Here is a 24,669-nt window from a genome sequence, read left to right as displayed (position 1 = left end):
TCGGCTGCATGGCGCCGAATGCACAGGAAGCGAAGATGGCGCACCCGCGCATGGCAGCGGGTGCGCTCTTCTTTGATGCCGCGGGACGGGTCCTCATGGTGGAACCCACGTACAAGGACTACTGGGAGATCCCCGGCGGATACGTCGAGACTGGCGAGTCCCCGCTGCACGCTGCCATCCGCGAGGTCCAGGAGGAGCTGGGCATCACCACCCCGCCCATCGGGCGCCTGCTCGCGGTCGACTGGGCCCCGAATGAGGCCGAGGGCGACAAGGTGCTGTACCTGTTCGACGGCGGCCGGCTCAGCCAGGAGGACCTGGCACAGATCACCTTGCAGCCCGACGAGCTGAAGAGCTTCGAGTTCCTCTCCCCGGAGCAGATCACCGAGCGCACGATCCCACGACTGGCCCGACGCGTCCTCGCAGCGACAGCAGCCCGAAACGAGGCCGCACCGGTCTCCCTCGAACACGGGCAGAAACCCGGCGGCAAGGCCGCATGACCACACCACGCAGCATGAGCCGAGAAGCAGGCATCGGCCTTGTTCAGCGGCTCATGGACTCCGACTACGCCGACGAGGCCGAAGCCGACGAGATCATCGCAGCACTGGTCCGCGGACTCGGCTGCCCACACGTCAGTGACTACATCTTCTGGGACTTCGACCCCCAGATGACGGCCGAGAAGGTCGTGGACCGAGCACTGGCCTACGAACCGTTCGCTCTGTGATCAGTGCCGGATCACAGCTGATGCTTGACGGTTCTGGTCCCAGGTGATGTTTGACGGTGGGCCTTAGGGACTGTCCCGTCTCCAGTTACCCTCCGGTCATGGAGCAGGACTACCCCCTTGTCCGCGCCGTCTTTCCGGGGCTCGTCACAGAGCTGATCACTCTCCTGGAGAACGAAGGAGAACGTGAGCTAGCCATCTGTGCGTGGGATCTTCGTCTGGTTGACGAGTGCGGCTGCGGCGATGACTTTTGCCAGAGCTTCCAGACCGCAGCTCATCCGCGGGGGCAGCCATACGGCCCTGGTCATCGGTGTGTGCCGCTTTTGCCCTCGCGAGGCATGCTGTGCCTGGACGTCGTTGATGGCCGGATCATGTACGTCGAAGTACTCGATCGGCCGCCCATGCACCGCCAGAGTGAGCGACCGTGAGGTCGGCCTCGACATCAGCTGGGACCGAAACAAGCATCTACCGGGAGCGGACATCGCTCTGTGAGCAGAGCGCGGTAAGACTTTCCCTACTTCATCAAGCCCCGGCTGCGCTCCGCTCCGCCGGGCGCGCTCCCGGCTCCGCTGTGGGCAACGCTCCTGCCTCCGGCCCGCTCCGCCCGCGCTGCGCCGACGCGCGCCCACATGTGGATAGGGCCGGAGGCCATGAACCGATCACCGCATGCACGGCCACGGTCAGAACAGAGCCTCCGGCGGGGGATCGGCCGGCACCGGGATGGAGGGGGCGCCGTCGCCGACTGCGGGCTCGTCGTGGCAGATGCTAGGGGCTCCCATCCCGTACGCCATCGACCCAGGCAAAGCCGAGCAGACGCGGCCCTTGGCGTCCAGGTCGTTCGTACAGTGGCGCGCTCCACCTGGACGCCATGAACCACGCCTGCTCCACGGAGTGTGGGTCGACGGCGTACGGGATGGGAGCTGGGGAGTGGTGACCGGAGTGAGACGCTGCGGGGGCCCACCGCTCCTAACCGAATTCGTCGCGAATGTGGGCTGTATGCGTCTCGGGGACATCCGAATGCCGCTGCCCGAGATGCTGCACATGCCCAGCTGGCATAGGTTCAGCCGCATGCGTCACTAAATGTGGACGCCTCGTCTCGCCTGGTGATCACTGTGGTCGCGGATGCTGAAACGGAGCCGACAGATCAGCACAACTCGACCTCGGACATACCCACCGCGGACGCCAAGCACCCCAGTATGAGCGCCAGTGAAGGCACGGCCGGGCCGCCCAGCCGCCGCGGCATCCTGCGCTCCGCGCTGGCACTGGGCGCTGCCACACCCCTGGCAGCCTGCACGACGCTCAACATGGAGCCCACCGGCGGCGAGGCCACCGGGAATCCGGGCCAGCCGGAGCGCCTCGCCACCACCTCGGCCCACTCTCTGTTCACCCTGCCCGAGGACCACAAGTGGCACGCGGCCGGCATCTACAACGGCGGCCTGCTGGAGGAGTGGCACTACTGGACCGGATACGTCACCGACCAGGACACCGGCGAAGACCTCGGGCTCTTCTACAACGTCTTCAACGAGGGCGTCTCCCCAGGCCAGACGCAACGTCGCTTCTTCTTCTCCCTGGGCAACCTCAAGACGCACGACTTCGTCTGGACGGAACGGACCCTGCCCGAACCGCTGACCGCGACCGCCCCTCCGGGATCCGACTCGCTCAACGACTTCCTCTACAGCGCACAGGGCGGGAACACCAGCTTCACCACGATCCACCGCGCCAAAGCCGACATCTGGTCGCTGAGTTTCACGAGCGTGACGACCAACACCAACGCGAAGATCAACATGAAGGTGGAGCTCAGGACCCACACTCCGTACGGCTACATCCCCATGACGCCGTACGGCGTGGAGAACGAGAACACGCCCTGGACCGGGCAGGCCGACCCGCAGACGATGTCCTCGCTCTCCTACTACTACGGCGCCCCGAAACAGAACATCACCGGCACCATCACCATCGGCAACCGCACGCGACGGATCAGCGGCTCGATGTGGTTCGAGCACCAGTGGGGGAACTTCTCCATCGCGAAATTCCCGTGGGTGGCGGCGTACGTGTGGTCGGCGCTCCAGTTCAACGACGGCTCGATCTTCACCTACCGGCAGTGGTACGACCAGAAGAACAAGCCGCTGCTGAACATCGGCCGCTACGTGTACGCAACCCCCAGCAGCGGCCCCTCCTACGGGTTCGGCGAAGCCGTGCAGTTCGAACCCCTCAAGACCTGGAAGTCACCCGTCAGCGGACGCAACTACCCGGTCTACGCACGCCTGCGCACCCCCTACGGCACCTGGTACTACACCCCGATCTTCGAAAGCTACGAGATGCCGTTCGGCTACCCCCCGTACGGCACAGGCGGGCACACCATCTACGAGGGAGCCTCCTGGATCCGCAAGGACTCCCTCACCGGGCCGATCATCGGGAAGGCGTTCCTCGAACTGCCCAACTCCCTCACCGAGACCTTCCCCATGCTCTCGTAGGAGGGCGGGTTTCTGGGTCCATACGAGCGTTGGCCACTTGCGATCCTGGGGGCCTCGGCCACCGAGCCCGCCGACACGTGATCGCCAAATGAGGCTAAATCGCGACCTGACATCCACGGCTGACATCAACGACGGCGGACGGGTACGTACACCAGCACCTCTGTCCGGCAGCCGTGCCCATCGATTGCAGCAGCCGGAGGGGGTTCGGATCGAACTCCTAAAGCGGGGGCTTCCTGGCAACCAGCGGCCGTGGCCAGCTAGCGCAGGCCACGAGTGCGCTGCCGTCCTCGGTGAGGAAGAGCAGGGTGAACCGTGTCCGATTGTCAGGATCGATCAGCGCTGTGCGCACAGGCCGGCCATATTCCCTGATGAGCTGCACTGCTCGCTCCAGGCCAGGAGGTTCGAATCCGCGCATCCGCATGCGCTGAAGTCGGCGACTGAAGACGCCAGCATGCGCACCAGTGGGTTGTACCCGCTCCTCCACCGAGTAGGGGGCGCCACTGCGGAGGGCGGCCAGAGCTATCACGGACGCCTCGTCATCACCGATCAACAGCGATTCCGGCACATGCCGTTCCATGGTCACCCCGTTTGGATCGTGCGGTACAGCAGCCAGGTACCGCAACCCTAGTAACCGCCCCCGCACGGTAGCGTCCCTCCGGGCCCGCCCAGCGGCCGGTATGCCCCCCGCCGACCGATCGCGCTGGAGCTACTGCTCGATCACGTCGTCCCCGTAGGCGGTGCGGATGCCGGCTGATCAGAAGGTGGCCGTGCCCTTCCCGTGCCCGTTCAGCTGGGAAACAGCGGGGAGCAGCGGTCACTGGCGGACAACGCTCATGAGAACGGCCCCTGACCGGGTTACCTGGTCAGGGGCCGTTTCACCTGGCGGTGGGTGTGGGATTTGAACCCACGGTGACTCGCGCCACGACGGTCTTCAAGATCGCGTCCATTGGGTCATGAGTAGAAGTTCGCCCAGTACTCCTCGTGGCTCTTGGTGAAGTCGGCCGGACGTTCCCGTCGCAGCACCTCGTAGCGTGCGACGTAGGCGTCGAGGGCTTCATGCAGAGAGCAGCCGAGGTGATCACGTAGCGTCTTCAGCCCGATGATGATCCGCCCAGCGACGATCATGTCGTCGGCCACGCCTGCATCCGTCTCGCTGTTGCCAGGACCCATAGGGTGATCACACCCCACCTCCACAGCCAGGTCAACGCGTTATCCCGCGCTGTTTCTGGGCCGTCTCTGGGCCGTCCGAGGGGGATCAGCGGCGACAGACGACGACCGCCAGCGACAGGTGTCCAGCCCGACACCCGCAGGTCACCCAATTGGATCTGCGACACTGGTACAGCCATGCCTAAGCCCGGAGAACTCATCTTTGTCGCGCCGCGCGGAGCCAAGAAGCCGCCGCGGCATCTCGCCGACCTCTCGCCCGCCGAGCGCAAGGACGCGGTGGCCGAGATCGGGGAGAAGCCGTTCCGTGCCAAGCAGCTCTCGCAGCACTACTTCGCGCGGTACGCGCACGACCCCGAGCAGTGGACCGACATCCCCGCCGGGGCGCGCGGCAGGCTGCAGGAGGCGCTGTTCCCGGAGCTGATGACCGTCGTACGGCATCTGTCGACCGACCAGGGGACCACGCGCAAGACGCTGTGGCGGCTGTTCGACGGGACGCTCGTGGAGTCCGTGCTGATGCGGTACCCGGACCGGGTCACCATGTGCATCAGCTCGCAGGCCGGGTGCGGGATGAACTGCCCGTTCTGCGCCACCGGCCAGGCCGGCCTCGACCGGAACCTGTCCACCGCCGAGATCGTCCACCAGATCGTGGACGGCATGCGGGCGCTGCGCGACGGCGAGGTGCCCGGCGGTCCGGCGCGGCTGTCCAACATCGTCTTCATGGGGATGGGCGAGCCGCTCGCCAACTACAAGCGGGTCGTGGGCGCCATCCGCGCGCTGACCGATCCGGCCCCGGACGGGCTCGGTCTGTCCCAGCGCGGTATCACCGTCTCCACCGTCGGGCTGGTGCCGGCCATCCACCGGTTCGCCGACGAGGGCTTCAAGTGCCGGCTCGCGATCTCCCTGCACGCCCCCGACGACGAGCTGCGCGACACCCTCGTCCCCGTGAACACGCGGTGGAAGGTGCGCGAGGTGCTGGACGCCGGGTTCGACTACGTCGAGAAGAGCGGCCGCCGGCTGTCGATCGAGTACGCGCTGATCCGGGACATCAACGACCAGGCCTGGCGCGGCGACCGGCTCGGCCGGCTGCTCAAGGGCAAGCCGGTGCACGTCAACCTGATCCCGCTCAACCCGACTCCCGGTTCCAAGTGGACCGCCTCCCGGCCGGAGGACGAGAAGGCGTTCGTCGAGGCCATCGCCGCGCACGGCGTACCCGTCACGGTCCGGGACACCCGTGGCCAGGAGATCGACGGAGCCTGCGGTCAGCTCGCCGCGACCGAGCGGTAATCTGGCCACGTTCCGACAACCTCATATTCCGACAGGGGAGCGCCACAGCGCTGAGAGTGCGGCAACCGGGCCGCAGACCCTCTGAACCTCGCCCAGGTCATTCTGGGTAGGAAGTTCGGTCTTTCACTCAAGCTGTTGCGCCCTGCCCGGGCCCCCTCGCGGGACCCGGGCGGGGCCGCGTCTCTTCCTGGCCAACCCCAGGAGGACATCCAGTGCACAACAAGACCTTGGTGGCCGTGGCGGTCGGGCTCGGCCTGATCAGCCTGTCCGCGTGCGGTTCCGGCGAGAGCAAGGCGTCCGGTGACAGCAGGACCGTTACCCTGGTCAGCCACGACTCGTGGGCCGTCTCCAAGAAGGTGCAACGGGACTTCGAGAAGCAGTCCGGCTACAAGCTCAGGATCCTCGAGGACGGCGACGCCGGCCAGGCCGTCAACAAGGCCATCCTGACCAAGGACCATCCGCAGGGCGACGTCTTCTTCGGCGTCGACAACACCCTGCTCTCCCGCGCCCTCGACAACGGGCTGTTCCAGCCCTACACGGCCAAGGGCCTCGACAAGGTCGGCGCCCCGTACCAGCTGGACAAGGACAAGCACCGGGTCACGCCCGTCGACTACGGCGACATCTGCGTCAACTACGACAAGGCCTGGTTCAGCAAGCACAAGCTGGCCCCGCCGCGGACCTTCGCGGACCTCGCCGAGCCCGCGTACAAGAACCTCCTCGTCACCGAGAACGCGGCCACCTCCTCGCCCGGCCTCGGCTTCCTGCTCGGCAGCGCCGCCGAGTACGGCGACCAGGGCTGGCAGGACTACTGGAAGAAGCTCAAGGCCAACGGCGTCAAGGTGGTCGACGGCTGGGAGCAGGCCTACTCCCAGGAGTTCTCCGGCTCCACCGGAGGCAGGAAGGCCGGCGGTGACCGCCCGCTCGTGGTCTCGTACGCCTCCTCGCCGCCCGCCGAGGTGATCTACGCCAAGAAGCGGCCCGGCACCGCCCCGACCGGAGTCGCCACCGGCACCTGCTTCCGGCAGATCGAGTTCGCCGGGCTGCTCGACAACGCGCGGAACACCAAGGGCGGCAAGGCGTTCATCGACTTCCTGGTCTCCAAGGAGTTCCAGGAGGACATGCCGCTGAACATGTACGTCTACCCGGTGGTGCGGGGAGCCGGGGTGCCCACCGAGTTCACCGAGTACGGCCCGGCCGCCGAGCACCCCGAGACCATGGCGCCCGGGAAGATCGCCGCCAACCGCGACCAGTGGGTCAAGTCGTGGACGTCGCTCGTACTGAGGTAGCCGTGTCCCGGCGGGGGAGCGCGGCGCGGCTCGGCCTGATGGCCCTGCCCGTCGCGTTCTTCGCGCTGTTCTTCGCCTGGCCCGTGGCCGCGATCGTCACGCGCGGGCTGAAGGCGGACGGCGCCTGGCGATTCGGGCGGATCGTGGACGTGGTCACCCAGCCGGACATCCGGCACGTGCTGTGGTTCACCACCTGGCAGGCGCTCGCCTCCACCGCGCTCACCCTGCTGCTCGCGCTGCCCGCCGCCCATGTCTTCGCCCGCCTCGACTTCCCGGGCAAACAGCTGCTGCGGGCCGTCGTCACGGTTCCGTTCGTGCTGCCCACCGTCGTCGTCGGCAGCGCCTTCCTGGCGCTGGTCGGCCACAACGGGCTGCTGGACGAGCTGTGGGGGGTACGGCTGGACACCACGGTGTGGGCGATCCTGCTGGCCCACGTCTTCTTCAACTACGCGGTCGTCGTCCGCACGGTCGGCGGGCTCTGGTCCCAGCTCGACCCCCGCCAGGAGGAGGCCGCCCGGATGCTGGGCGCCTCACCGCTCACGGCCTGGCGCAAGGTCACCCTGCCCGCGCTCGCGCCCGCCGTGGCCGCCGCCGCCCTGATGGTGTTCCTGTTCACCTTCACCTCCTTCGGGGTCGTGCAGATCCTCGGCGGACCGGCCTTCTCCACCCTCGAAGTGGAGATCTACCGGCAGACCTCCGAGGTCTTCGACCTGTCCACGGCCGCCGTCCTCACCCTCGTCCAGTTCGCCGCGGTCGGCGCGATCCTCGCCGTGCACGCCTGGACCGTACGGCGGCGCGAGACCGCCCTGCGGCTCGTCGACCCGAAGACGACCGTCCGCCGGCCGCGCGGGTTCGGGCAGTGGGCGCTGCTCGCCGGGGTCCTCGCCACCGTCGCGGTGCTGCTGCTCCTGCCGCTCGCCGTACTCGTCCGGCGTTCCCTCGACGGCTGGGGCCTCGGCTACTACCGGGCCCTGACCGATTCCGACGGCGGTACGTTCCTGGTGGCGCCCGTGCAGGCCGTGTGGACCTCGCTCGAGTACGCCCTCGCCGCCACCGCCATCGCCGTGGTGATCGGAGGTCTCGCCGCCGCCGCGCTGGCCCGCCGGGACGCGGGACGGCTGGTACGGGGTTTCGACGCGCTGCTGATGCTGCCGCTCGGCGTGTCCGCCGTGACCGTCGGCTTCGGCTTCCTGATCGCGCTCGACAAGCCGCCGCTGGATCTGCGCCAGTCCTGGATCCTGGTGCCGCTGGCCCAGGCGCTGGTGGGCGCCCCCTTCGTCGTACGGACCATGCTGCCCGTGCTGCGCGCGGTGGACGGGCGGCTGCGGGAGGCGGCGGCCGTGCTCGGCGCGTCCCCCTGGCGGGCGTGGCGTGAGGTGGACCTGCCGATGGTGCGGCGGGCGCTGCTGGTCGCGGCCGGCTTCGCGTTCGCGGTGTCCCTCGGCGAGTTCGGCGCGACCGTGTTCATCGCGCGTCCCGACAACCCGACGCTCCCGGTGGCGGTGGCCCGGCTGCTGAGCCGCCCCGGAGAGCTCAACTACGGCCAGGCGATGGCCCTTTCGACCATTCTCATGATGGTCTGCGCCGCTGCGCTGCTGGTGCTGGAGCGGCTGCGCACCGACCGGACGGGGGAGTTCTGATGCTGCTGAGCCTCGATGCCGCGACCGTGCGCTTCGGTGAGCGGGCCGCGCTCGACGCGGTCGGCCTCGACGTCGCCGAGCACGAGGTGGTGTGTGTGCTCGGGCCCAGCGGCAGTGGCAAGTCGACGCTGCTGCGGGCGGTGGCCGGGCTCCAGCCGCTGCACTCCGGGCGGGTGCTGCTGGACGGCCGCGACCGGACGCGCACGCCCGCGCACCGGCGCGGGGTCGGCCTGATGTTCCAGGACCACCAGCTCTTCCCGCAGCGGGACGTCGGCGCGAACGTGGCCTTCGGGCTGCGCATGCACGGGGTCGCCAAGGGCGAACGGGACGCCGAGGTGGGCCGGTTGCTGGCGCTGGTCGGGCTGCCGGGGGCGGCCCGGCGGGCCGTGGCCGCGCTGTCCGGCGGGGAGCAGCAGCGGGTGGCCCTCGCCCGGGCGCTCGCGCCCCGGCCCCGGATCCTCCTGCTGGACGAGCCGCTCGGCCAGCTCGACCGCTCCCTGCGGGAACGGCTGGTCGTCGAGTTGCGGGAGCTGTTCGGCCGGCTGGGGACGACCGTGCTCGCCGTCACCCACGACCAAGGCGAGGCGTTCGCGCTGGCCGACCGGGTGGTGGTGATGCGGGACGGGCGGATCGCGCAGTCCGGGACGCCCCTGGAGGTGTGGCAGCGGCCCGCCGACGCGTTCGTGGCCCGCTTCCTCGGCTTCGACAACGTGGTCCCGGCGACCGTCGTCGGCTCGGCCGCCGACAGCCCCTGGGGCAAGGTGCCGGTCCCCGACGGCTCGCCGCAGGGGAACCGCACGCTCCTCGTCCGGCCCGCCGGGGTACGGCTCGTGGCGTCCGACGCCGGCCTGCCCTGCACGGTGACCGCCCGCACCTTCAGGGGCACCCATGTGGCGGTCCACCTCCAGCCCCAGGACGGGCCCCGTCTGGAGGCGGCCTGCGCGCTCCGGGACGCGCCGGAGGCCGGGGACCCGGTCGGCGTGGAGTTCGACGCCGCGGAGATCGTCGTACTCGACTGATCGGCGGGCCGCCCGGCCCGCTTCACGGCCTGGACCCGCTCGCGTCGGACATGACCGCGGCCCGCCCCCTGGGGATAGGAGGACGGGCCGCGGTGCCGTACGGGAGGGCGTCAGCCGTTGCCGCGCGTTCCACGTCGGCGCATGCCGAAGAAGACCGCGCCACCGCCGACGACGACGAGGGCACCCGCGACACCGGCGATCAGGCCGGTGTTGGAGTTGGCACCGGTCTCGGCGAGGTTCGAGTCACCGGCCGCCGGGGACGGCGCGTTGCTCGACGTGCCCGCCGGGGCGGAGCTCGACTCGGACTCCGACGGGGTCGGCGTCGCCGACTCGGCCGGGGTGGACTCGGACGGCGACGGCTTGGTGGAGGCCGTCGGCGTCGGAGACTTGCTCTCCTCGGTCTTGCAGGCGGTCGACTGGGTCACCAGGTCGGGCTTGATGTCCTCGTCGACGATCTTCCCGGCCTTGATGTGGACGCGGTAGGTCGCGTCGGGCTTCCAGTTCTCCGGGAAGGAGACCTGGGTCCCCTCCTTCGAACCGGTGACCTCCTGCTCGCCCACCTTGGTCTCGACGCCGCCGTCACCCTCCAGGAAGACGGTGACGGTGGCCTTGACGCGGGAGGCGTCGGTGTCGGTGACGACGATGAGGCCCTTTTCGCCGTCGCACTTGGCTTCGGCCTTGAAGTCACGGATGTTGCACGCGAGAGCGGAGCTGGACAGACCCAGCACCACCGCGGCGGAGGCGGACGCAACACCGAGGATGCGCACGGAACGGCGTACGCTGCGGCGAGTTATGGACACGTTTGTCCTTTACAGAGCATAACTGCGGGGGGTTTACAGGGTGTTGGGGCGAGGGATGAGGTGAGGCCCCAGCACCCCCAAGAGGCTCACAGGTCTATAAGCGCTCCGTAAGCAGTGTCAATGCATATGCCGTCAACAACCGTTGGCTTTGCCGTCTTATTAACTGCCCAGACGTTTGATCGTGTCCGCGGCGTGCTCGATCCGGTCAACGAGGGCGATTCGGGACTCCATCGCACGGCCCCGCGCCAGCGCTTGCAGCAACCCCCATGCCGGCAACTCCGTCGTCCAGTGCGCCTCGTCGACGAGCACCATCGCAGTCGGCTCCCCGCGCGACTCGTAGTAGTTCGGGGTCGCGTTGTCGAAGATCTCCTGTACGGTCCCGGCCGCGCCCGGCAGGAAGACCACACCGGCGTTGGAGCGGGCCAGTAGTCCGTCCTCGCGGGTCGCGTTGGCGAAGTACTTGGCGAGGTGCGAGGCGAAGGCGTTCGGCGGCTCGTGGCCGTAGAACCAGGTGGGGATGCCCACCGACTCCCCGCCACCGGGCCAGCGTTCGCGCACCTCGAAGGCGGCCCGCGCCCAGTTGGTGACGGACGGCCGGAACGAGGGCGCCTTGGCGAGCAGTCGAAGGGCCTCGTCGAGCATGCGGTCGGCGAAGGGGGCGGTGTACGCGCCGAGGTTGGCTGCCTCCATCGCGCCCGGTCCGCCGCCGGTGGCGACGGTGTATCCGGCGCGGGTCAGCTCGCGGCCGAGCCGGGCCGCACCGGCGTACGCGGTGGTCCCGCGTTCCATCGCGTGACCGCCCATGACGCCCACGACCCGGGCGCCGACGAGGAGTTCGTCCAGTGCGTCGGATACGGCGTCGTCGTGGACGGCGCGCAGCATGGAGGAGAAGACGTCACCGTCGGCCTTCGTCCGCTGGAACCAGGCGTAGGCCCGGGCGTCAGGCGTCGCCTCGTACCCCTCGGCCAGGGACTCGAAGAGTTCGTCGGGTGAGTAGACGAAGCCGCGGTACGGATCGAAGGGGAGGCCCGGGACGGGCGGGAAGACCAGGGCGCCGGACGACCGGACCCGGGCGGCGGCCTCGGGGCTCATCGGGCAGCCGAGGAAGACGGCGCCGGTGGCGTCGAGGCGGAGGAGGTCGGCGGTGCGGCCGGTCAGGTCGACCGCCTGTATACGGAACCGGGCGAGTGAGCCGTGCGCGGCGACCACCTCGTCGAACTCGGCGAGGGACTCTATCTCGCGGTCCGGGGCGGCGCGGTGCGGCTGGGCGGGTGTCGGATGCACCCGCCCATGCTGGCACGGCTGTTGGGCCGGGAGACTGTCAGCCCTGCACCGCGGCCGGGTCCATCCACACGACCTCCCAGGTGTGGCCGTCGGGGTCGTCGAAGGAGCGGCCGTACATGAAGCCGTGGTCCTGGGTCTCGCCGCTCGCCGTGCCGCCGACCGCGATGGCCCGGTCGACCAGCTCGTCGACCTTCTCGCGGCTCTCGGCGCTCAGACAGATCAGCACCTCGCTGGTCGTCGTCGCGTCGGCGATCTCCTTCTTGGTGAAGGTCGAGTAGAACGGCTTGGTGAGCAGCATCGCGACGATGGTGTCGCTGATCACCACCGAGGCCGCCTTCTCGTCGCTGAACTGCGGGTTGATCGTGTAGCCCAGCTCCGTGAAGAACTTCTTCGAGGCGTCGAGGTCGTTCACGGGCAGGTTCACGAAGATCATCTGCTGGTACATGGAGGCGTCTCCCGTCGGGGTGTTCCGGCCGCGGTGTTCGCGGTCGGTGGGTAGACCGGCGGCCCGCGCCGAACTCATCGGCGGCCGGCGGCCTTCTTTCCGGCCGGGCCGGTCAGCGGGCCGCCGGGAGTGCCGCAAGGGCGGCGATCGCCACGGTGAGCGGGCCGAACAGGGCCAGCAGGGCGGCCACGCGCAGGGCGGCCGCGCCGCGCAGCATGCCGGCCGGCGCGCCGAGCCGGAGCAGCGCCGCGATGGTGTCGGCGCGGCACTGGCGGGCCTCGACAGCCGCGGTGAGCAGGGTCGCGACCGTGCAGCCGGCGACCAGGAGCGCGCCGAGGGCGGTCAGCGGGCCGTAGGAGGGCGCCGAGCCGGAGTACAGCGAGGTCATGGCGTAAGCGGCCGATGCCACCGCGCAGACCACGCCGAGGGGGCGGCCGATCCGGCCGGCCTCGGACATCAGGACACGGCCGGCGAGCAGCCGGAGCGCACCGGGACGCGCGCACTGCAGGAGCAGGCCGCAGAGGTGGGTGAGGCCGGGGGCGACGAGGACGAAACCGACGGTCGTCAGCAGCCAGCCGAGCAGCACCGTGACGGCCTCGCCGGGCAGGGTGACGAGGGGCGGGGCGGGGCCGGACCGGCCGGCGTACGCGTGGACGGTCAGGCCGGCGGCGAGCAGGGCGATGCCCCAGGGCAGATCCGCGGGGACCTTGCCGACGGGCGCGGGGACCGTGACCGCGGGGGGCGTGGCCTCGGCGCCGTCCGGGCCGGTGTCCTGGCCCGTGGGCTCGTCGTCCGCCGCGGCACCCGGCGTCGGCAGGGTGCCGTCCGGCGCGGAGACGGTGCCGTCCGCACCCACCAGCGCCGACGTCCGGCTGCGCTCGCGCGGGGTCTCCGTCGCCCCGGTGGCACGGCCGCCCGCGGTGCGCGCCTCGGCCGCGTCCGGCCCGGTGCCGGCCGCCCGTGCCCGGGTGCCGGTCCCGAACCTGCCGTACGACCCGAACGTGTCCCTCGCCGCCGCGCGGCCGTGCGCCCCGAAGCGGCCGAGCCGCAGCGCGCCCCGGGGAGCCGGGCGGGGGTCCGTCGGGCGGAAGGCGAGGGCGACCGTGGCCGAGGCGGCCGCGGGTGCCAGGGCCAGCAGGGTCAGGGCCGCGGGGACGGGGAGGGGCCGGCCGGCGGCGAGGAAGTCCGCGGCGGCGCCGTCGAAGGGCAGCCCCTTCAGGTCGCCGCGCAGATGCAGGAAGAACAGCAGCGCCAGGAGCGAGCCGACCGTGCAGGACAGGGCCGTGGTCAGCGCCGAGATCGCCATCAGACGGGCCGGGCCGAGGCCGACGGCGGAGAGCCCCGGGCGTGGCCGGGTGCCGGGGTCGGTGCGGGCCACCGCGAGGGCGAAGTACACGGTGGCGGCGAGCGGCACCGCGCACCAGGCCAGGCGCAGCGCGCCGCCCCCCGCCGCCTCGGGGCGGTCCAGGGCGTAGCCGAGGCAGGACAGGAGGAGGAAGCCGGTGCCCGCCGAGGCGGCGGCCACCAGCAGGCGGCGCAGCTGTACGGCGGGGCGGGCGGCGCGGGTCAGACGGAGAGCGAGCACGCCGCCCGGCCTTCCGTGCCGGCGGCTTCGGGCAGGTGCACGGTACGGACGCTCCGCCCGTCCAGCAGCGCGACCGTACGGTCGGCCAGGGCGGCCGTCTCCGCGTCGTGCGTGGCCAGGACGACGGTGATGCCGTGCGAACGGGCCGCCGCGGTCAAGGTGCGCAGGACGTGGCCGCGGTCGGCGCGGTGCAGCGGTGCCGTCGGTTCGTCGGCGAAGAGGACCGTGGGGGCGGGGGCGAGGGCGCGGGCGATGGCGACGCGCTGGCGTTCGGAGTGCCGCAGCTCGTGCGGGCGGTTGCGGACCCGGTCGCCGACGTCCAGGCGCTCCAGCCACTCCAGCGCGGCCACCTTGGCCCGTCGGCGGCCGGCCCCGCGCAGCATCAGCGGGAGCGCGGCGTTCTCCCACACGTTCAGCTCGGGCACCAGGACCGGTTCGGGGTCGATCCAGCCGAAACGGTCCCGGCGCAGCCTCTCCCGGGCGATCGGGCCCAGGGTGTGCACGGGCGCGCTGTTGAACCAGACCTCGCCGCGCCGCACCGGCACCTGGCCGGACAGACAGCGCAGCAGGGTGGTCTTGCCGCTGCCGCGCGGGCCGCTGACGGCGAGGATCTCGCCCTCCCGGACGCCGAGCGAGACACCGGTGAGTCCGGGGGAGCCGTCGGGGTGGGTGAAGTGCAGGGAGCGTGCCCAGAGCACGTCGTTGTCCGGCGGGGCCTCCATGGGCGTAACACCTCGGTTCTGATCCGTTTTCCCGGTGTCCGTTCCCCCGTGCGGGGGAACGAGGGCTGGGCCGATCGGTCACTGGAACGCTAGGCAGCCCTACCAGGGAGGCCGGACAGCACACGGCCCCGGGCCGCCGTTCTCACTCGAACGGGTGGCACCGGGGCCGGTGTTGATCAGCTGATCGGACGGATCGGGATCAGAGCTTGGTCCACGCCTCCGTCAGCGTCGCGCGCAGGATCTGCTCGATCTCGTCGAAGGTCTCCTGGTTGGAGATCAGCGGCGGGGCGAGCTGGATGACCGGGTCGCCGCGGTCGTCGGCACGGCAGTAGAGGCCGTTGTCGAACAGGGCCTTGGAGAGGAAGCCGTACAGGACGCGCTCGGTCTCCTCGTCGTTGAAGGACTCCCTGGTGTTCTTGTCCTTCACCAGCTCGATGCCGTAGAAGAAGCCGTTGCCGCGGACGTCGCCGACGATCGGCAGGTCGTGCAGCTTCTGCAGGGTCTGCAGGAAGGCGCCCTCGTTGTCGAGCACGTGCTGGTTGAGGCCCTCGCGCTCGAACAGGTCGAGGTTGGCGAGACCCACCGCGGCGGACACCGGGTGGCCACCGAAGGTGTAGCCGTGCAGGAAGGTGTTGTCGCCCTTGTAGAACGGCTCGGCGAGCCGGTCCGAGACGATGCACGCGCCGATCGGGGAGTAGCCCGAGGTCATGCCCTTGGCGCAGGTGATCATGTCCGGGACGTAGCCGAACTTGTCGCAGGCGAAGGTAGTGCCCAGGCGGCCGAAGGCGCAGATGACCTCGTCCGAGACCAGCAGCACGTCGTACTGGTCGCAGATCTCGCGCACGCGCTGGAAGTAGCCGGGCGGGGGCGGGAAGCAGCCGCCGGCGTTCTGCACGGGCTCCAGGAAGACCGCGGCGACGGTGTCCGGGCCCTCGAAGAGGATCTGCTGCTCGATCTGGTCGGCGGCCCAGCGGCCGAAGGCCTCCGGGTCGTCACCGAAGATCGGCGCGCGGTAGATGTTGGTGTTCGGCACCTTGTGCGCGCCCGGCACCAGCGGCTCGAAGGGGGCCTTCAGGCCCGGCAGGCCGGTGATGGACAGGGCGCCCTGCGGGGTGCCGTGGTAGGCGACCGCGCGGGAGATGACCTTGTACTTGGTGGGCTTGCCGACCAGCTTGAAGTACTGCTTGGCGAGCTTCCAGGCGGTCTCGACCGCCTCGCCGCCGCCGGTGGTGAAGAAGACCTTGTTCAGGTCGCCCGGGGCCTCGTCGGCGAGGCGCTCGGCCAGCTCGACGGCCTTGGGGTGGGCGTAGGACCACACCGGGAAGAAGGCGAGTTCCTGGGCCTGCTTGAAGGCGGTCTCGGCGAGTTCCGTGCGGCCGTGGCCGGCCTGGACCACGAACAGGCCCGCGAGACCGTCGAGGTAGCGCTTGCCCTTGTCGTCGTAGATGTAGGTGCCCTCACCCCGCACGATGGTCGGGACGGGGGAGTTCTCGTACGAGGACATGCGGGTGAAGTGCATCCACAGGTGGTCGTACGCGGTCTTGCTGAGGTCCTTTGAACTCACGGTTATCGGGTTCCCCACATGTAGGTCTGCTTCTTGAGCTTGAGGTAGACGAAGCTCTCGGTGGAGCGCACGCCGGGCAGGGCCCGGATGCGTTTGTTGATGACGTCCAGCAGGTGGTCGTCGTCCTCGCAGACGATCTCGGCGAGGATGTCGAACGAGCCCGCGGCCATCACCACGTACTCGACTTCCGACATGCCGGTCAGCGCGTCCGCGATGGACTCGACATCGCCCTCGACGTTGACGCCGACCATCGCCTGCCTGCGGAAGCCCACGGTGAGCGGGTCCGTGACGGCGACGATCTGCATCACGCCCTGGTCCAGCAGCTTCTGGACGCGCTGGCGCACGGCCGCCTCGGACAGGCCGACCGCCTTGCCGATCGCGGCGTACGGCCGGCGGCCGTCCTCCTGGAGCTGCTGGATGATGGCGAGGGAGACGGCATCCAGCTGGGGAGTGCCGTTCCTGGACTCGCGGGACGAGTCCCTCTGGTCTGCGCTTCGACTGGCCACGACCTCACTCTGCACGACGTCTCGACAGTTTCGCAAGGCCGTAGCGATGAAATTCGTTGTTTACGACTCCCAGTCTTGCGGATTTCGCAGAAGGAGTGCCGACAGGGGTGTTGAAAACGCGGGTCGGCGGATTAGGGTGGGGTGTCTCAGTGATCGGACAGCCGGACAGGCTGACCGCGCTGGACAGCTCGAACCCTCGAACCAGATCAGGAGGCCGGCAGTGAGCACCGAGCTGCGTCGTCTGCGCAACTACATCGACGGTGAGTTCCGGGACGCCGCCGACGGACGGACCACCGAGGTGGTCAACCCCGCGACGGGCGAGGCGTACGCGACCGCGCCGCTGTCCGCACAGGCGGACGTCGACGCCGCCATGGAGGCCGCCGCCCGCGCCTTCCCGGCCTGGCGCGACACGACGCCGGCCGAGCGCCAGAAGGCCCTCCTGAAGATCGCGGACGCGTTCGAGGAGCGCGCCGAGGACTTGATCGCGGCCGAGGTGGAGAACACGGGCAAGCCGACCGGGCTGACCCGCTCCGAGGAGATCCCGCCGATGGTCGACCAGATCCGCTTCTTCGCGGGTGCGGCCCGGCTGCTGGAGGGGCGTTCGGCCGGCGAGTACATGGAGGGGATGACCTCGATCATCCGCCGTGAGCCGGTCGGCGTCTGCGCGCAGGTCGCGCCGTGGAACTACCCGATGATGATGGCCGTGTGGAAGTTCGCCCCGGCCATCGCCGCGGGCAACACCGTCGTCCTGAAGCCGTCGGACACGACCCCCGCGTCGACCGTCCTGATCGCCGACATCATCGGCTCGATCCTCCCCAAGGGCGTCTTCAACGTCGTCTGCGGCGACCGCGACACCGGCCGCGCGATGGTCGAGCACCCGACCCCGGCGATGGCCTCCATCACCGGCTCCGTCCGCGCGGGCATGTCCGTCGCCGAGTCCGCCTCCAAGGACGTCAAGCGCGTCCACCTGGAGCTGGGCGGCAAGGCCCCGGTCGTCGTGTTCGAGGACACCGACATCGCCAAGGCCGTCGAGGACATCTCGGTGGCGGGTTTCTTCAACGCCGGCCAGGACTGCACGGCCGCGACCCGCGTCCTCGTCCAGGAGTCCATCCACGACGAGTTCGTGGCCGCGCTCGCCAAGGCCGCCGCCGAGACGAAGACCGGGCAGCCGGACGACGAGGACGTGCTCTACGGCCCGCTGAACAACCCCAACCAGCTCAAGCAGGTCACCGGCTTCATCGACCGCCTGCCGGCCCACGCCAAGGTCGAGACGGGCGGCCAGCGGGTCGGCGACAAGGGCTACTTCTACGCCCCGACCGTCGTCTCCGGCCTCAAGCAGGACGACGAGATCATCCAGAACGAGGTCTTCGGCCCGGTCATCACCGTCCAGTCCTTCTCGGACGAGGACCAGGCCGTCGAGTGGGCCAACGGCGTCGAGTACGCCCTCGCGTCCTCGGTGTGGACCAAGGACCACTCCCGCGCGATGCGCATGTCCAAGAAGCTCGACTTCGGCTGCGTGTGGATCAACACCCACATCCCGCTGGTCGCCGAGATGCCCCACGGCGGCTTCAAGAAGTCCGGCTACGGCAAGGACCTGTCGGCGTACGGCTTCGAGGACTACACGCGGATCAAGCACGTCATGACGTCGCTCGGCGAGTAGACCCGCCGCGGTTCGAGCGGAACCGCGCCGGCTCCGGCCCCCGGACGGGACACCTCCCCGTCCGGGGGCCGCGCGTTTCCCGTCCGGAGGTCTGCGGGAGGGCTCTGCGGCTTGGCGGGGGCGGCGTGCCCTGTGCTTGGGGTTCGGCTGCTCGCCGGGGCGGTGTGCCTTGTGCTGGGGTTCGGCTGCTCGCCGGGGCGGTGTGCCTTGTGCTGGGGTTCGGCTGCTCGCCGGGGCTGTGTGCCTTGTGCTGGGGTTCGGCTGCTCGCCGGGGCTGTGTGCCTTGTGCTGGGGTTCGGCTGCTCGCCGGGGCTGTGTGCCGTGAGCCGGGGCTCTGCTTCTCAGCCGGGCGGTCTGCCCTGCGCGGGCGCTCCGCTGCTCGCCGCGGAGCTTTGCTTCCCGCCCGGCTCGGCGCGGTGATCGACAGGGTGTCGGACAGGGCCCGTCCCGCTCGACGCTGCGTCGATTGCCCGTCCACCGAGCGGAGCGGCATGCTTCCCGGGTGCCCCAGACTTCCTCCCGTACCTCCGCGCTGTCCCGCCGTTCCCTTCTGGCCGCGCTCGGCGGTACCGCCGTGCTCGGTGCCCTGACCGGCTGCGGCGTCCCCGCCGCCTACGTCGGGCCCGGCGACCGGGCCGTGGCAGACGAGTCCGCGGCCGACAAGAAGCTGAAGTGGGCGAACTGGCCGCTGTACATCGACACGGACGACGACGACCCCAACCGGCGGCCCACCCTGGAGGCGTTCGAGAAGCGCACCGGGATCTCCGTGGACTACGTCGAGGAGATCAACGACAACGACGAGTTCTTCGGCAAGATCAGCCCCGCGCTGATGAACCACCAGTCGACCGGCCGGGACCTGATCGTCACCAGCGACTGGATGTGCGCCCGTTTCGTCCACCTGGGCTGGGTGCAGGAGATGGACCGCGCGGCCCAGCCGAACGTCGCGGCACACCTCGACCCGCTGCTGCGCTCGCCGGCCTTCGACAAGGGCCGCCGGTTCACCGTGCCGTGGCAGTCCGGCATCACCGGCATCGCCTACAACCGGCGCAAGCTCGGCCGCGAGATACGGCACGTGAAGGACCTCTGGGCGAGCGACCTCAAGGGGCGGGTGACCCTGCTGTCCGGCCTGGACGAGGCGTTCGCGCTGCTCATGCAGGGCAACGGGGTGGACATCACCCGGTGGACCGCGGACGACTTCCACCGGGTCTGCGACCAGGTGGAACGGGAGGTCCACGCAGGCCAGATCCGCCGCTTCACCGGCAACGACTACACCAAGGACCTGGTCAGCGGGGACGTGCTGGCCTGCCAGGCGTACTCCGGCGACGTCATCCAGCTCCAGGCGGACAACCCCGACATCCACTTCGTCGTGCCCGAGGAGGGCGGCGAGCTGTGGGCCGACTCGCTGATGATCCCCGACCGGGCCCGGCACAAGGCCAACGCCGAGCGCCTGATCGACTACTACTACGACCCCGCGGTCGCCGCGCGACTCGCCGCCTGGGTCAACTACGTCTGCCCGGTGCCGACGGCCCGCGAGATCCTGGCCGCCGACAAGGACAAGGACACGGCGGCCCTCGCCGACAACGCCCTGATCTTCCCCGACACCGGCATGCGATCCCGCCTCGCCGTCGCCCGGGACATCACGTCCGAGGAACGGGTGGAATTCGCGAAACGGTGGAACGGGATCGTGGGGCTCTGACAGCGGAGTGGGCCGCGCAGTGGCAGGGGTGGCTGGCGCGCTCGCCGGCGAGGGTGGAACTGCTCGTGTGGTGGCGGGACATGGGGGTGACCTGTGCACCCTCGTCGGCCCGGACCGTTACCGGGCCGTCTCGCCGCACTGCTGTCGCCGGCCTCGCCCCCGGACGTGGCGGCCATGGGGATCGGCTGCACGCGCCGTGCCGTCCGGCCCTGCCGGGACGCGAGGACGTGCGGTCAGGACCCGGACGACTGGACTGCCGAGCGGTTCCACGTCGCGCAGGGACAACACCGGACCGTGTCCTGGCGATTGGTTTTTGAACACGTTCAAATGTAGGCGTACGCTGCTGCCATGAGCGACAGAGCCGCCCTGCTCAAGGGCATTCGCGTCTGGCTGGTCATCTTCGTGGTGTGCCTCGTCCTCAGCGGGGCCACCGCCTTCCCCCTGGTGCACGAACTGCGCTGGACCGAGAGCGTTTTGCGGGCGCTGTCCGTACCCGACCTGCTGCCCGGGCTCATGGAGTGGATCTCCCGGGTGCGGGACGGGCTCGACACGGTCGACGCCGAGTACCCGTTCGTGCTGTACGGGACGGACTGGCTCGCCTTCGCCCACCTCGTCATCGCGGTCGCCTTCTACGGCCCCTACCGCGACCCGGTCCGCAACATCTGGGTGATCGAGTTCGGGATGATCGCCTGCGCCGGGATCATCCCGCTCGCCCTCGTGTGCGGACCGGTCCGGGGGATCCCCTTCTGGTGGACCCTGATCGACATGTCCTTCGGGATCCTCGGCGTCCTCCCGCTGTACGTCGTACGGAAGAAGATCAAGCGGCTGGAGGCGCTCGGCGCGCCGACGGCCCTGCCGGCTCCGGCCGTCGGCTAGATCCGCGGCCGTGCGGCGCGCGCCGCACGGCCGTACCGTCGCGTCAGCCGCCGTCGCGCAGCGCCTCCAGCGCGTCGATCCGGTTCGTGGTGATCGAGTCGACTCCCAGGTCCAGCAGGCGGCGCATGGCGCGACGGGTGTCCGGGGTCCAGACGGACAGCAGTTGGCCGCCGCGGTGGACCCGGGCCGTCAGCTCCCGGTTCACCAGGGAGAAGCGGTAGTTGAGCCAGCGCGGGCGCACCGCGTCCAGGACGGCGGCCCGTGGTGGCGCGAGGCTCGTCCAGGTCAGGGCGATCTCCGCACCGGGGTCCGCGGCACGGACGGCGAGCATCGCCTCGGCGCCCGCGCAGTAGTAGACCCGGTCCTGCGCCCCGGTCTGCCGGACCACGTCCACCACCCGGTCCGCGATCCGGCGGTCGACCCGCCCGCACAGGTCCAGCATCATCCGGCTGTCCCCGGTCGCGGCCAGCGCCTCCGCCAGCGTCGGCACACCGCCCGCCGTGAGTCCGCGCACCTCTTCGGCGGACAGCGCGAGCAGCGGCCGGTCGTGCCGCCACAGCCGCTCCAGCGTCGCGTCGTGCAGCAGCACGGGCACGCCGTCACGGGTGAGTCGTACGTCGACCTCCACCGCGTCCGCGCCCTGGTCGAGCGCGGAACGCAGCGAAGGAATCGTGTTCTCGCGGAAGCGGTAGGGGTCGCCGCGGTGGGCCACGGCGGTCACGGTCTGCATGGCCCCCATTGTGGTGGGTGCCCCGCGGCCCCGGTCAGGGGGCGAGCCAGGCCGCGGTGTACGCGTCGATCTCGGCCGCGATCCGCGCCTTGCCCTGCGCGTCGAAGAAGGACGCCTCCACGGCGTTCTTGGCGAGGTCGGCGAGGCCGCGCTCGTCCAGCTCGAGAAGGCGGGCGGCCACCGCGTACTCGTTGTTGAGGTCGGTGCCGAACATCGGCGGATCGTCCGAGTTGATCGTGACGAGCACCCCGGCCCGGGTGAACTCCTTGATCGGGTGCTCGTCGAGGGTGCGGACCGCCCGGGTGGCGATGTTGGAGGTCGGGCAGACCTCCAGCGGGATGCGGTGCTCGGCGAGGTGGGCGAGCAGCGCGGGATCCTGCGCGGAACTGGTCCCGTGCCCGATGCGCTCGGCGCGCAGCTCCTTCAGCGCGTCCCAGACGGTCTCCGGGCCGGTCGTCTCACCGGCGTGCGGGACGGAGTGCAGGCCGGCCGCGATGGCCCGGTCGAAGTACGGCTTGAACTGCGGCCGGGGCACCCCGACCTCGGGTCCGCCGAGGCCGAACGACACCAGGCCCTCCGGGCGGATCCGGTCGTCGGTGGCGAGCCGCGCGGTCTCCTCCGCCGACTCCAGGCCGGCCTCGCCGGGAATGTCGAAGCACCAGCGCAGTACGGTCCCGAACTCGGCCTCGGCCGCCTTGCGGGCGTCCTCGATCGCGGCCATGAACGCGGTCTCCTCGATGCCGCGACGGGTGGAGGAGAAGGGGGTGATGGTCAGCTCGGCGTACCGCACCTGCTGACGGGCCAGGTCACGGGCCACCTCGTAGGTGAGCAGCCGGACGTCCTCCGGGGTGCGGATGAGGTCGACGACCGACAGGTACACCTCGATGAAGTGCGCGAAGTCGGTGAAGGTGAAGTAGTCGACCAGGGCCTCGGGATCGGTGGGCACCTTGGAGTCGGGGTGGCGGGCGGCCAGTTCCGAGACGATGCGGGGGGAGGCGGAGCCGACGTGGTGCACGTGCAGTTCGGCCTTCGGCAGTCCGGCGATGAAGGTGCGCAGATCGCGGTCGGGCGTGCCGGCGGCGGGCACGGAACTGCTGTCGGTCATGGGGTCCTCCCCGGGGCAGGCGCCTGCGGAGCGAGGTCCGTCGCGGCGCGGTGATCGGCTGATCGATGACGCGGGATCATCGTAGGCCCCGGCCAGCGACCGGCCCCGGCGGCCCGTAGCATGACGGGACGTCCAGCACGGACGGGACGTCCACCAAAGGGGTCTTCCACCATGTCCGACGAGGTGCCGCAGTCCACGCCACCGGAGCAGCCCACCGGAGCGGGGCCGGTGCCGCCTCGGGTGTCCCTGGGCAAGGAGGCCGACGCCCCGGCACCGGTGCGGGACTCGGTCCCGGGCTCCGGCGACGTGCGGGACTCCGTTCCGCCCGCGGACCGGCCGGCCGCGCCTGAGTACGGCTCGGCGGCCGCGGGACAGCCGGGCTCCTTCGCGGCGGGACATCAGGGATCCGGGCCGACCCCCGCCGTCTCCGCCCCGGCCCCCGGGTCCGTGCACGACCAGCAGACGCTCATATCCGCGCCCGGAGCGCCGGGAAGCGCCGCCGGTGCCGCGCCCGCGCCATGGGCCACTCCGGCGGGTCCGACGGCACCCCGGGACAACCCGTACGCGGCCCCGGACAACGGGTACGCGCCCTCGGCACATCCGTACGCGCCGGCGGCAGACCCGTACGCAGCCCCGGCGAACCCGTACGCACCTCCGTCCGGACCCGCCGCGCCCCAGGCCGGTCCCCCTGTCTCCCCGGCCGGTCCGTCCGCGCCCCAGGCATCCGCGCCTCCGCGGAATCCGTTCGCCCCGCCGGCTCCCTCGGCCGCCGGTTCGTACCCGCCGCCCGCCGCCCCGGCGAACCCCTTCGCCCCGCCGTCCGCGGCGGCGACCGGAAACCCCTTCGCCCCGCCGGCGCCCGCCGCGCCGCACGGGGGAGCCGAAGCGGTACCTCCGCCGCCCATCGCCCCCGACGGCCCCGGACAGGTGCCGTACGGGTATCCGGGCGGGCCCGCGGGATACGGCTACCCCGGGCAGCCGCAGCCCCAGTCTCCCTACGGCGGCCCTTACCCGGCCCCGAACGGCTACGGCTGGCCCGGTATGCAGGCGCCCCCGAGCGACGGCATGGGTACGGCCTCGCTGGTGCTGGGCATCCTGGCGTCGGTCGGCTTCCTGCTCTGGCCGGTGGCCCTGGTGCTGGGTGTCCTGGCGATCATCTTCGGCGCGATCGGCCGCGGTAAGGCCAACCGGGGCGAGGCGACCAACCCGGGCGTGGCCCTGGCCGGCATCATCTGCGGAGTCGCGGGCATCGTCCTCGTCCTCGGACTGTTCGCCTTCGTCATCGCGTTCGCCATCTGAGCGGGTGGCCGGGGGCGGGGACGCGCGGTCGTCACCCGAGGCGGAGTCGCGGCGAAGTCGGGCCCGACGGCCGGGCCCGACGGCCGGGGCCCTGCCGCACCGGCGCCGGGCCTGAGATCGGGTTCAGCTCAACGCCGAGCCGAGAAGGGCAGCCCCGCGCCGGGGCCCGCCCCCTCGCGTCAGGCCCCCGCCCCCTCGCGTCAGGCCCCCGCGCCCGCCAGTCTCTCCCGCGCCTCCATCAGTGCGAAGCCCAGCAGGTTCGGGCCGCGCCATCGCTCCGGGTCGAAGGCCGCCTGGTCGTCCGCGGCGAGGCCGATGCCCCATATACGGTCCACGGGACTGGCCTCCACCAGGACCCGGGCGCCGGTGCCCAGCAGGTACATACGGAGGGCGTCGTCGGCCGCGAACTTGTGCACGCTGCCCTCGACCACGATCCGGAAGCGCTCCCGCTCCCACGCCGCGTCGTCGAAGCCGCGGACCAGCCGCCCGGCCTTCTTGGCCTCCGCGGGGTGCGTGGCGGCCAGCACCCGGCGCTCCGCCTCCGCGTCCCCGAACAGCCGGGCCTTGGCGGCCATCATCCAGTGCTCGGCCGTCGCGTAGTGCACGCCGTCCACCACGAACGGTGACGGCCACCACTGGCTGAGACAGCTCGCGCCGATCGTGCCGTCCGGCCGCGGCCGGTGCCCCCAGAAGTGCAGATACCTGATCCGCGCCCCCGCCCGGACCTCCCTGATCAGGGCGTCAACCCCGTCGATCTTCCCCATGCACGCGAGTCTGGCACGTACCACTGACACTCCGTCCGTCCTTTTCCT

23 protein-coding genes and 1 riboswitch are annotated in these 24,669 nt (G+C 70.7%); of the genes, 12 read left to right on the top strand and 11 right to left on the bottom strand.

All coding sequences use genetic code 11. From position 1 onward, the window contains the following. The first annotated feature begins 8 nt into the window (after nucleotides 1-8). From BLW57_RS12095 to BLW57_RS12080, 4 genes are all read left to right on the top strand, one after another. Complete coding sequence (locus BLW57_RS12095; protein ID WP_093474316.1) at nucleotides 9-497, top strand: NUDIX domain-containing protein; 489 nt, start codon at nucleotides 9-11, stop codon at nucleotides 495-497. 14 nt (nucleotides 498-511) lie between these two features. Next, nucleotides 512-721 (top strand): hypothetical protein, encoded by a 210-nt coding sequence (locus BLW57_RS12090; RefSeq protein ID WP_093474315.1) that lies wholly within the window; start codon nucleotides 512-514, stop codon nucleotides 719-721. Between the two features lie 98 nt (nucleotides 722-819). Then, nucleotides 820-1,146 (top strand): hypothetical protein, encoded by a 327-nt coding sequence (locus BLW57_RS12085; protein ID WP_093474313.1) that lies wholly within the window; start codon nucleotides 820-822, stop codon nucleotides 1,144-1,146. Between the two features lie 768 nt (nucleotides 1,147-1,914). Next, nucleotides 1,915-3,189, top strand: a complete 1,275-nt coding sequence (locus tag BLW57_RS12080; RefSeq protein WP_093474312.1) for a lipocalin-like domain-containing protein — start codon at nucleotides 1,915-1,917, stop codon at nucleotides 3,187-3,189. 951 nt (nucleotides 3,190-4,140) lie between these two features. Here BLW57_RS12080 and BLW57_RS12070 read toward each other — a convergent pair. Next, complete coding sequence (locus tag BLW57_RS12070; RefSeq protein WP_093474310.1) at nucleotides 4,141-4,326, bottom strand: hypothetical protein; 186 nt, start codon at nucleotides 4,324-4,326, stop codon at nucleotides 4,141-4,143. Between the two features lie 207 nt (nucleotides 4,327-4,533). Here BLW57_RS12070 and rlmN point away from each other — a divergent pair, with 207 nt between their 5' ends. The 4 genes from rlmN (at nucleotide 4,534) to BLW57_RS12050 (ending at nucleotide 9,585) form a co-directional block, all read left to right on the top strand. After that, a complete protein-coding gene (gene rlmN / locus BLW57_RS12065) occupies nucleotides 4,534-5,640 on the top strand; it encodes a dual-specificity RNA methyltransferase RlmN (protein ID WP_093474309.1) in 1,107 nt (368 codons plus the stop codon). 23 nt (nucleotides 5,641-5,663) lie between these two features. Further along, nucleotides 5,664-5,771: riboswitch (TPP riboswitch) on the top strand. An 81-nt stretch (nucleotides 5,772-5,852) separates the two neighbouring features. Next, nucleotides 5,853-6,926 carry a thiamine ABC transporter substrate-binding protein gene (locus tag BLW57_RS12060; protein ID WP_093474307.1) on the top strand — a complete coding sequence of 358 codons (1,074 nt, stop codon included), beginning with the start codon at nucleotides 5,853-5,855 and terminating at the stop codon, nucleotides 6,924-6,926. Between the two features lie 38 nt (nucleotides 6,927-6,964). Then, the gene (locus BLW57_RS12055) at nucleotides 6,965-8,566 is read left to right on the top strand and encodes an ABC transporter permease (protein WP_093480666.1); all 1,602 of its coding nucleotides are present in this window, start codon (nucleotides 6,965-6,967) and stop codon (nucleotides 8,564-8,566) included. Next, a complete protein-coding gene (locus tag BLW57_RS12050) occupies nucleotides 8,566-9,585 on the top strand; it encodes an ABC transporter ATP-binding protein (protein WP_093474306.1) in 1,020 nt (339 codons plus the stop codon). Before BLW57_RS12055 ends, BLW57_RS12050 begins: the two co-directional genes overlap by 1 nt. 110 nt (nucleotides 9,586-9,695) lie before the next feature. Here BLW57_RS12050 and BLW57_RS12045 read toward each other — a convergent pair whose 3' ends face one another. The 7 genes from BLW57_RS12045 to BLW57_RS12015 form a co-directional block, all read right to left on the bottom strand. Continuing rightward, on the bottom strand, nucleotides 9,696-10,385 hold the full coding sequence (locus BLW57_RS12045; RefSeq protein WP_256339469.1) for an LAETG motif-containing sortase-dependent surface protein: 690 nt from the start codon (nucleotides 10,383-10,385) through the stop codon (nucleotides 9,696-9,698). Nucleotides 10,386-10,544: 159 nt separating this feature from the next. Beyond that, nucleotides 10,545-11,669 carry an LOG family protein gene (locus BLW57_RS12040; RefSeq protein WP_093474303.1) on the bottom strand — a complete coding sequence of 375 codons (1,125 nt, stop codon included), beginning with the start codon at nucleotides 11,667-11,669 and terminating at the stop codon, nucleotides 10,545-10,547. A gap of 37 nt (nucleotides 11,670-11,706) precedes the next feature. Further along, on the bottom strand, nucleotides 11,707-12,114 hold the full coding sequence (locus BLW57_RS12035; RefSeq protein WP_093480665.1) for a VOC family protein: 408 nt from the start codon (nucleotides 12,112-12,114) through the stop codon (nucleotides 11,707-11,709). 112 nt (nucleotides 12,115-12,226) lie between these two features. Next, a complete protein-coding gene (locus BLW57_RS12030) occupies nucleotides 12,227-13,699 on the bottom strand; it encodes a hypothetical protein (protein WP_093474301.1) in 1,473 nt (490 codons plus the stop codon). Continuing rightward, a complete protein-coding gene (locus tag BLW57_RS12025) occupies nucleotides 13,681-14,421 on the bottom strand; it encodes an ABC transporter ATP-binding protein (RefSeq protein ID WP_093474300.1) in 741 nt (246 codons plus the stop codon). Before BLW57_RS12025 ends, BLW57_RS12030 begins: the two co-directional genes overlap by 19 nt. Before the next feature lie 199 nt (nucleotides 14,422-14,620). After that, on the bottom strand, nucleotides 14,621-15,985 hold the full coding sequence (locus BLW57_RS12020; protein ID WP_093474298.1) for an aspartate aminotransferase family protein: 1,365 nt from the start codon (nucleotides 15,983-15,985) through the stop codon (nucleotides 14,621-14,623). 2 nt (nucleotides 15,986-15,987) lie between these two features. Further along, entirely contained in the window at nucleotides 15,988-16,506 is a 519-nt protein-coding gene (locus BLW57_RS12015) for an Lrp/AsnC family transcriptional regulator (RefSeq protein ID WP_073890070.1), read from the bottom strand. A gap of 205 nt (nucleotides 16,507-16,711) precedes the next feature. Here BLW57_RS12015 and BLW57_RS12010 point away from each other — a divergent pair, with 205 nt between their 5' ends. The 3 genes from BLW57_RS12010 (at nucleotide 16,712) to BLW57_RS12000 (ending at nucleotide 20,723) form a co-directional block, all read left to right on the top strand. After that, the gene (locus tag BLW57_RS12010) at nucleotides 16,712-18,151 is read left to right on the top strand and encodes a gamma-aminobutyraldehyde dehydrogenase (protein WP_093474296.1); all 1,440 of its coding nucleotides are present in this window, start codon (nucleotides 16,712-16,714) and stop codon (nucleotides 18,149-18,151) included. A gap of 502 nt (nucleotides 18,152-18,653) precedes the next feature. After that, the gene (locus tag BLW57_RS12005; RefSeq protein WP_093474295.1) at nucleotides 18,654-19,847 is read left to right on the top strand and encodes a polyamine ABC transporter substrate-binding protein; all 1,194 of its coding nucleotides are present in this window, start codon (nucleotides 18,654-18,656) and stop codon (nucleotides 19,845-19,847) included. A gap of 348 nt (nucleotides 19,848-20,195) precedes the next feature. After that, nucleotides 20,196-20,723 carry a hypothetical protein gene (locus BLW57_RS12000; RefSeq protein ID WP_093474294.1) on the top strand — a complete coding sequence of 176 codons (528 nt, stop codon included), beginning with the start codon at nucleotides 20,196-20,198 and terminating at the stop codon, nucleotides 20,721-20,723. Between the two features lie 43 nt (nucleotides 20,724-20,766). On the opposite strand, the gene BLW57_RS11995 is transcribed toward BLW57_RS12000, so the two are convergent. Then, the gene (locus BLW57_RS11995) at nucleotides 20,767-21,453 is read right to left on the bottom strand and encodes a glycerophosphodiester phosphodiesterase (protein WP_093474293.1); all 687 of its coding nucleotides are present in this window, start codon (nucleotides 21,451-21,453) and stop codon (nucleotides 20,767-20,769) included. A gap of 34 nt (nucleotides 21,454-21,487) precedes the next feature. Continuing rightward, nucleotides 21,488-22,654, bottom strand: coding sequence for an adenosine deaminase (locus tag BLW57_RS11990; RefSeq protein ID WP_093480664.1), 1,167 nt, complete (start codon nucleotides 22,652-22,654; stop codon nucleotides 21,488-21,490). Nucleotides 22,655-22,729: 75 nt separating this feature from the next. Here BLW57_RS11990 and BLW57_RS42890 point away from each other — a divergent pair, with 75 nt between their 5' ends. Further along, complete coding sequence (locus BLW57_RS42890; RefSeq protein ID WP_143051599.1) at nucleotides 22,730-23,857, top strand: DUF4190 domain-containing protein; 1,128 nt, start codon at nucleotides 22,730-22,732, stop codon at nucleotides 23,855-23,857. A gap of 200 nt (nucleotides 23,858-24,057) precedes the next feature. On the opposite strand, the gene BLW57_RS11980 is transcribed toward BLW57_RS42890, so the two are convergent. Further along, nucleotides 24,058-24,621: an NADAR family protein gene (locus BLW57_RS11980; RefSeq protein WP_093474292.1), complete on the bottom strand. Its 564-nt coding sequence runs from the start codon at nucleotides 24,619-24,621 to the stop codon at nucleotides 24,058-24,060. Between the last annotated feature and the right edge of the window lie 48 nt (nucleotides 24,622-24,669).

This window comes from Streptomyces sp. 1222.5, from assembly GCF_900105245.1.
Classification (GTDB): Bacteria; Actinomycetota; Actinomycetes; order Streptomycetales; family Streptomycetaceae; genus Streptomyces; species Streptomyces albidocamelliae.
Note: the sequence above shows the minus strand (reverse complement) of the source record. Positions and strands in the feature narration are given on the sequence as shown.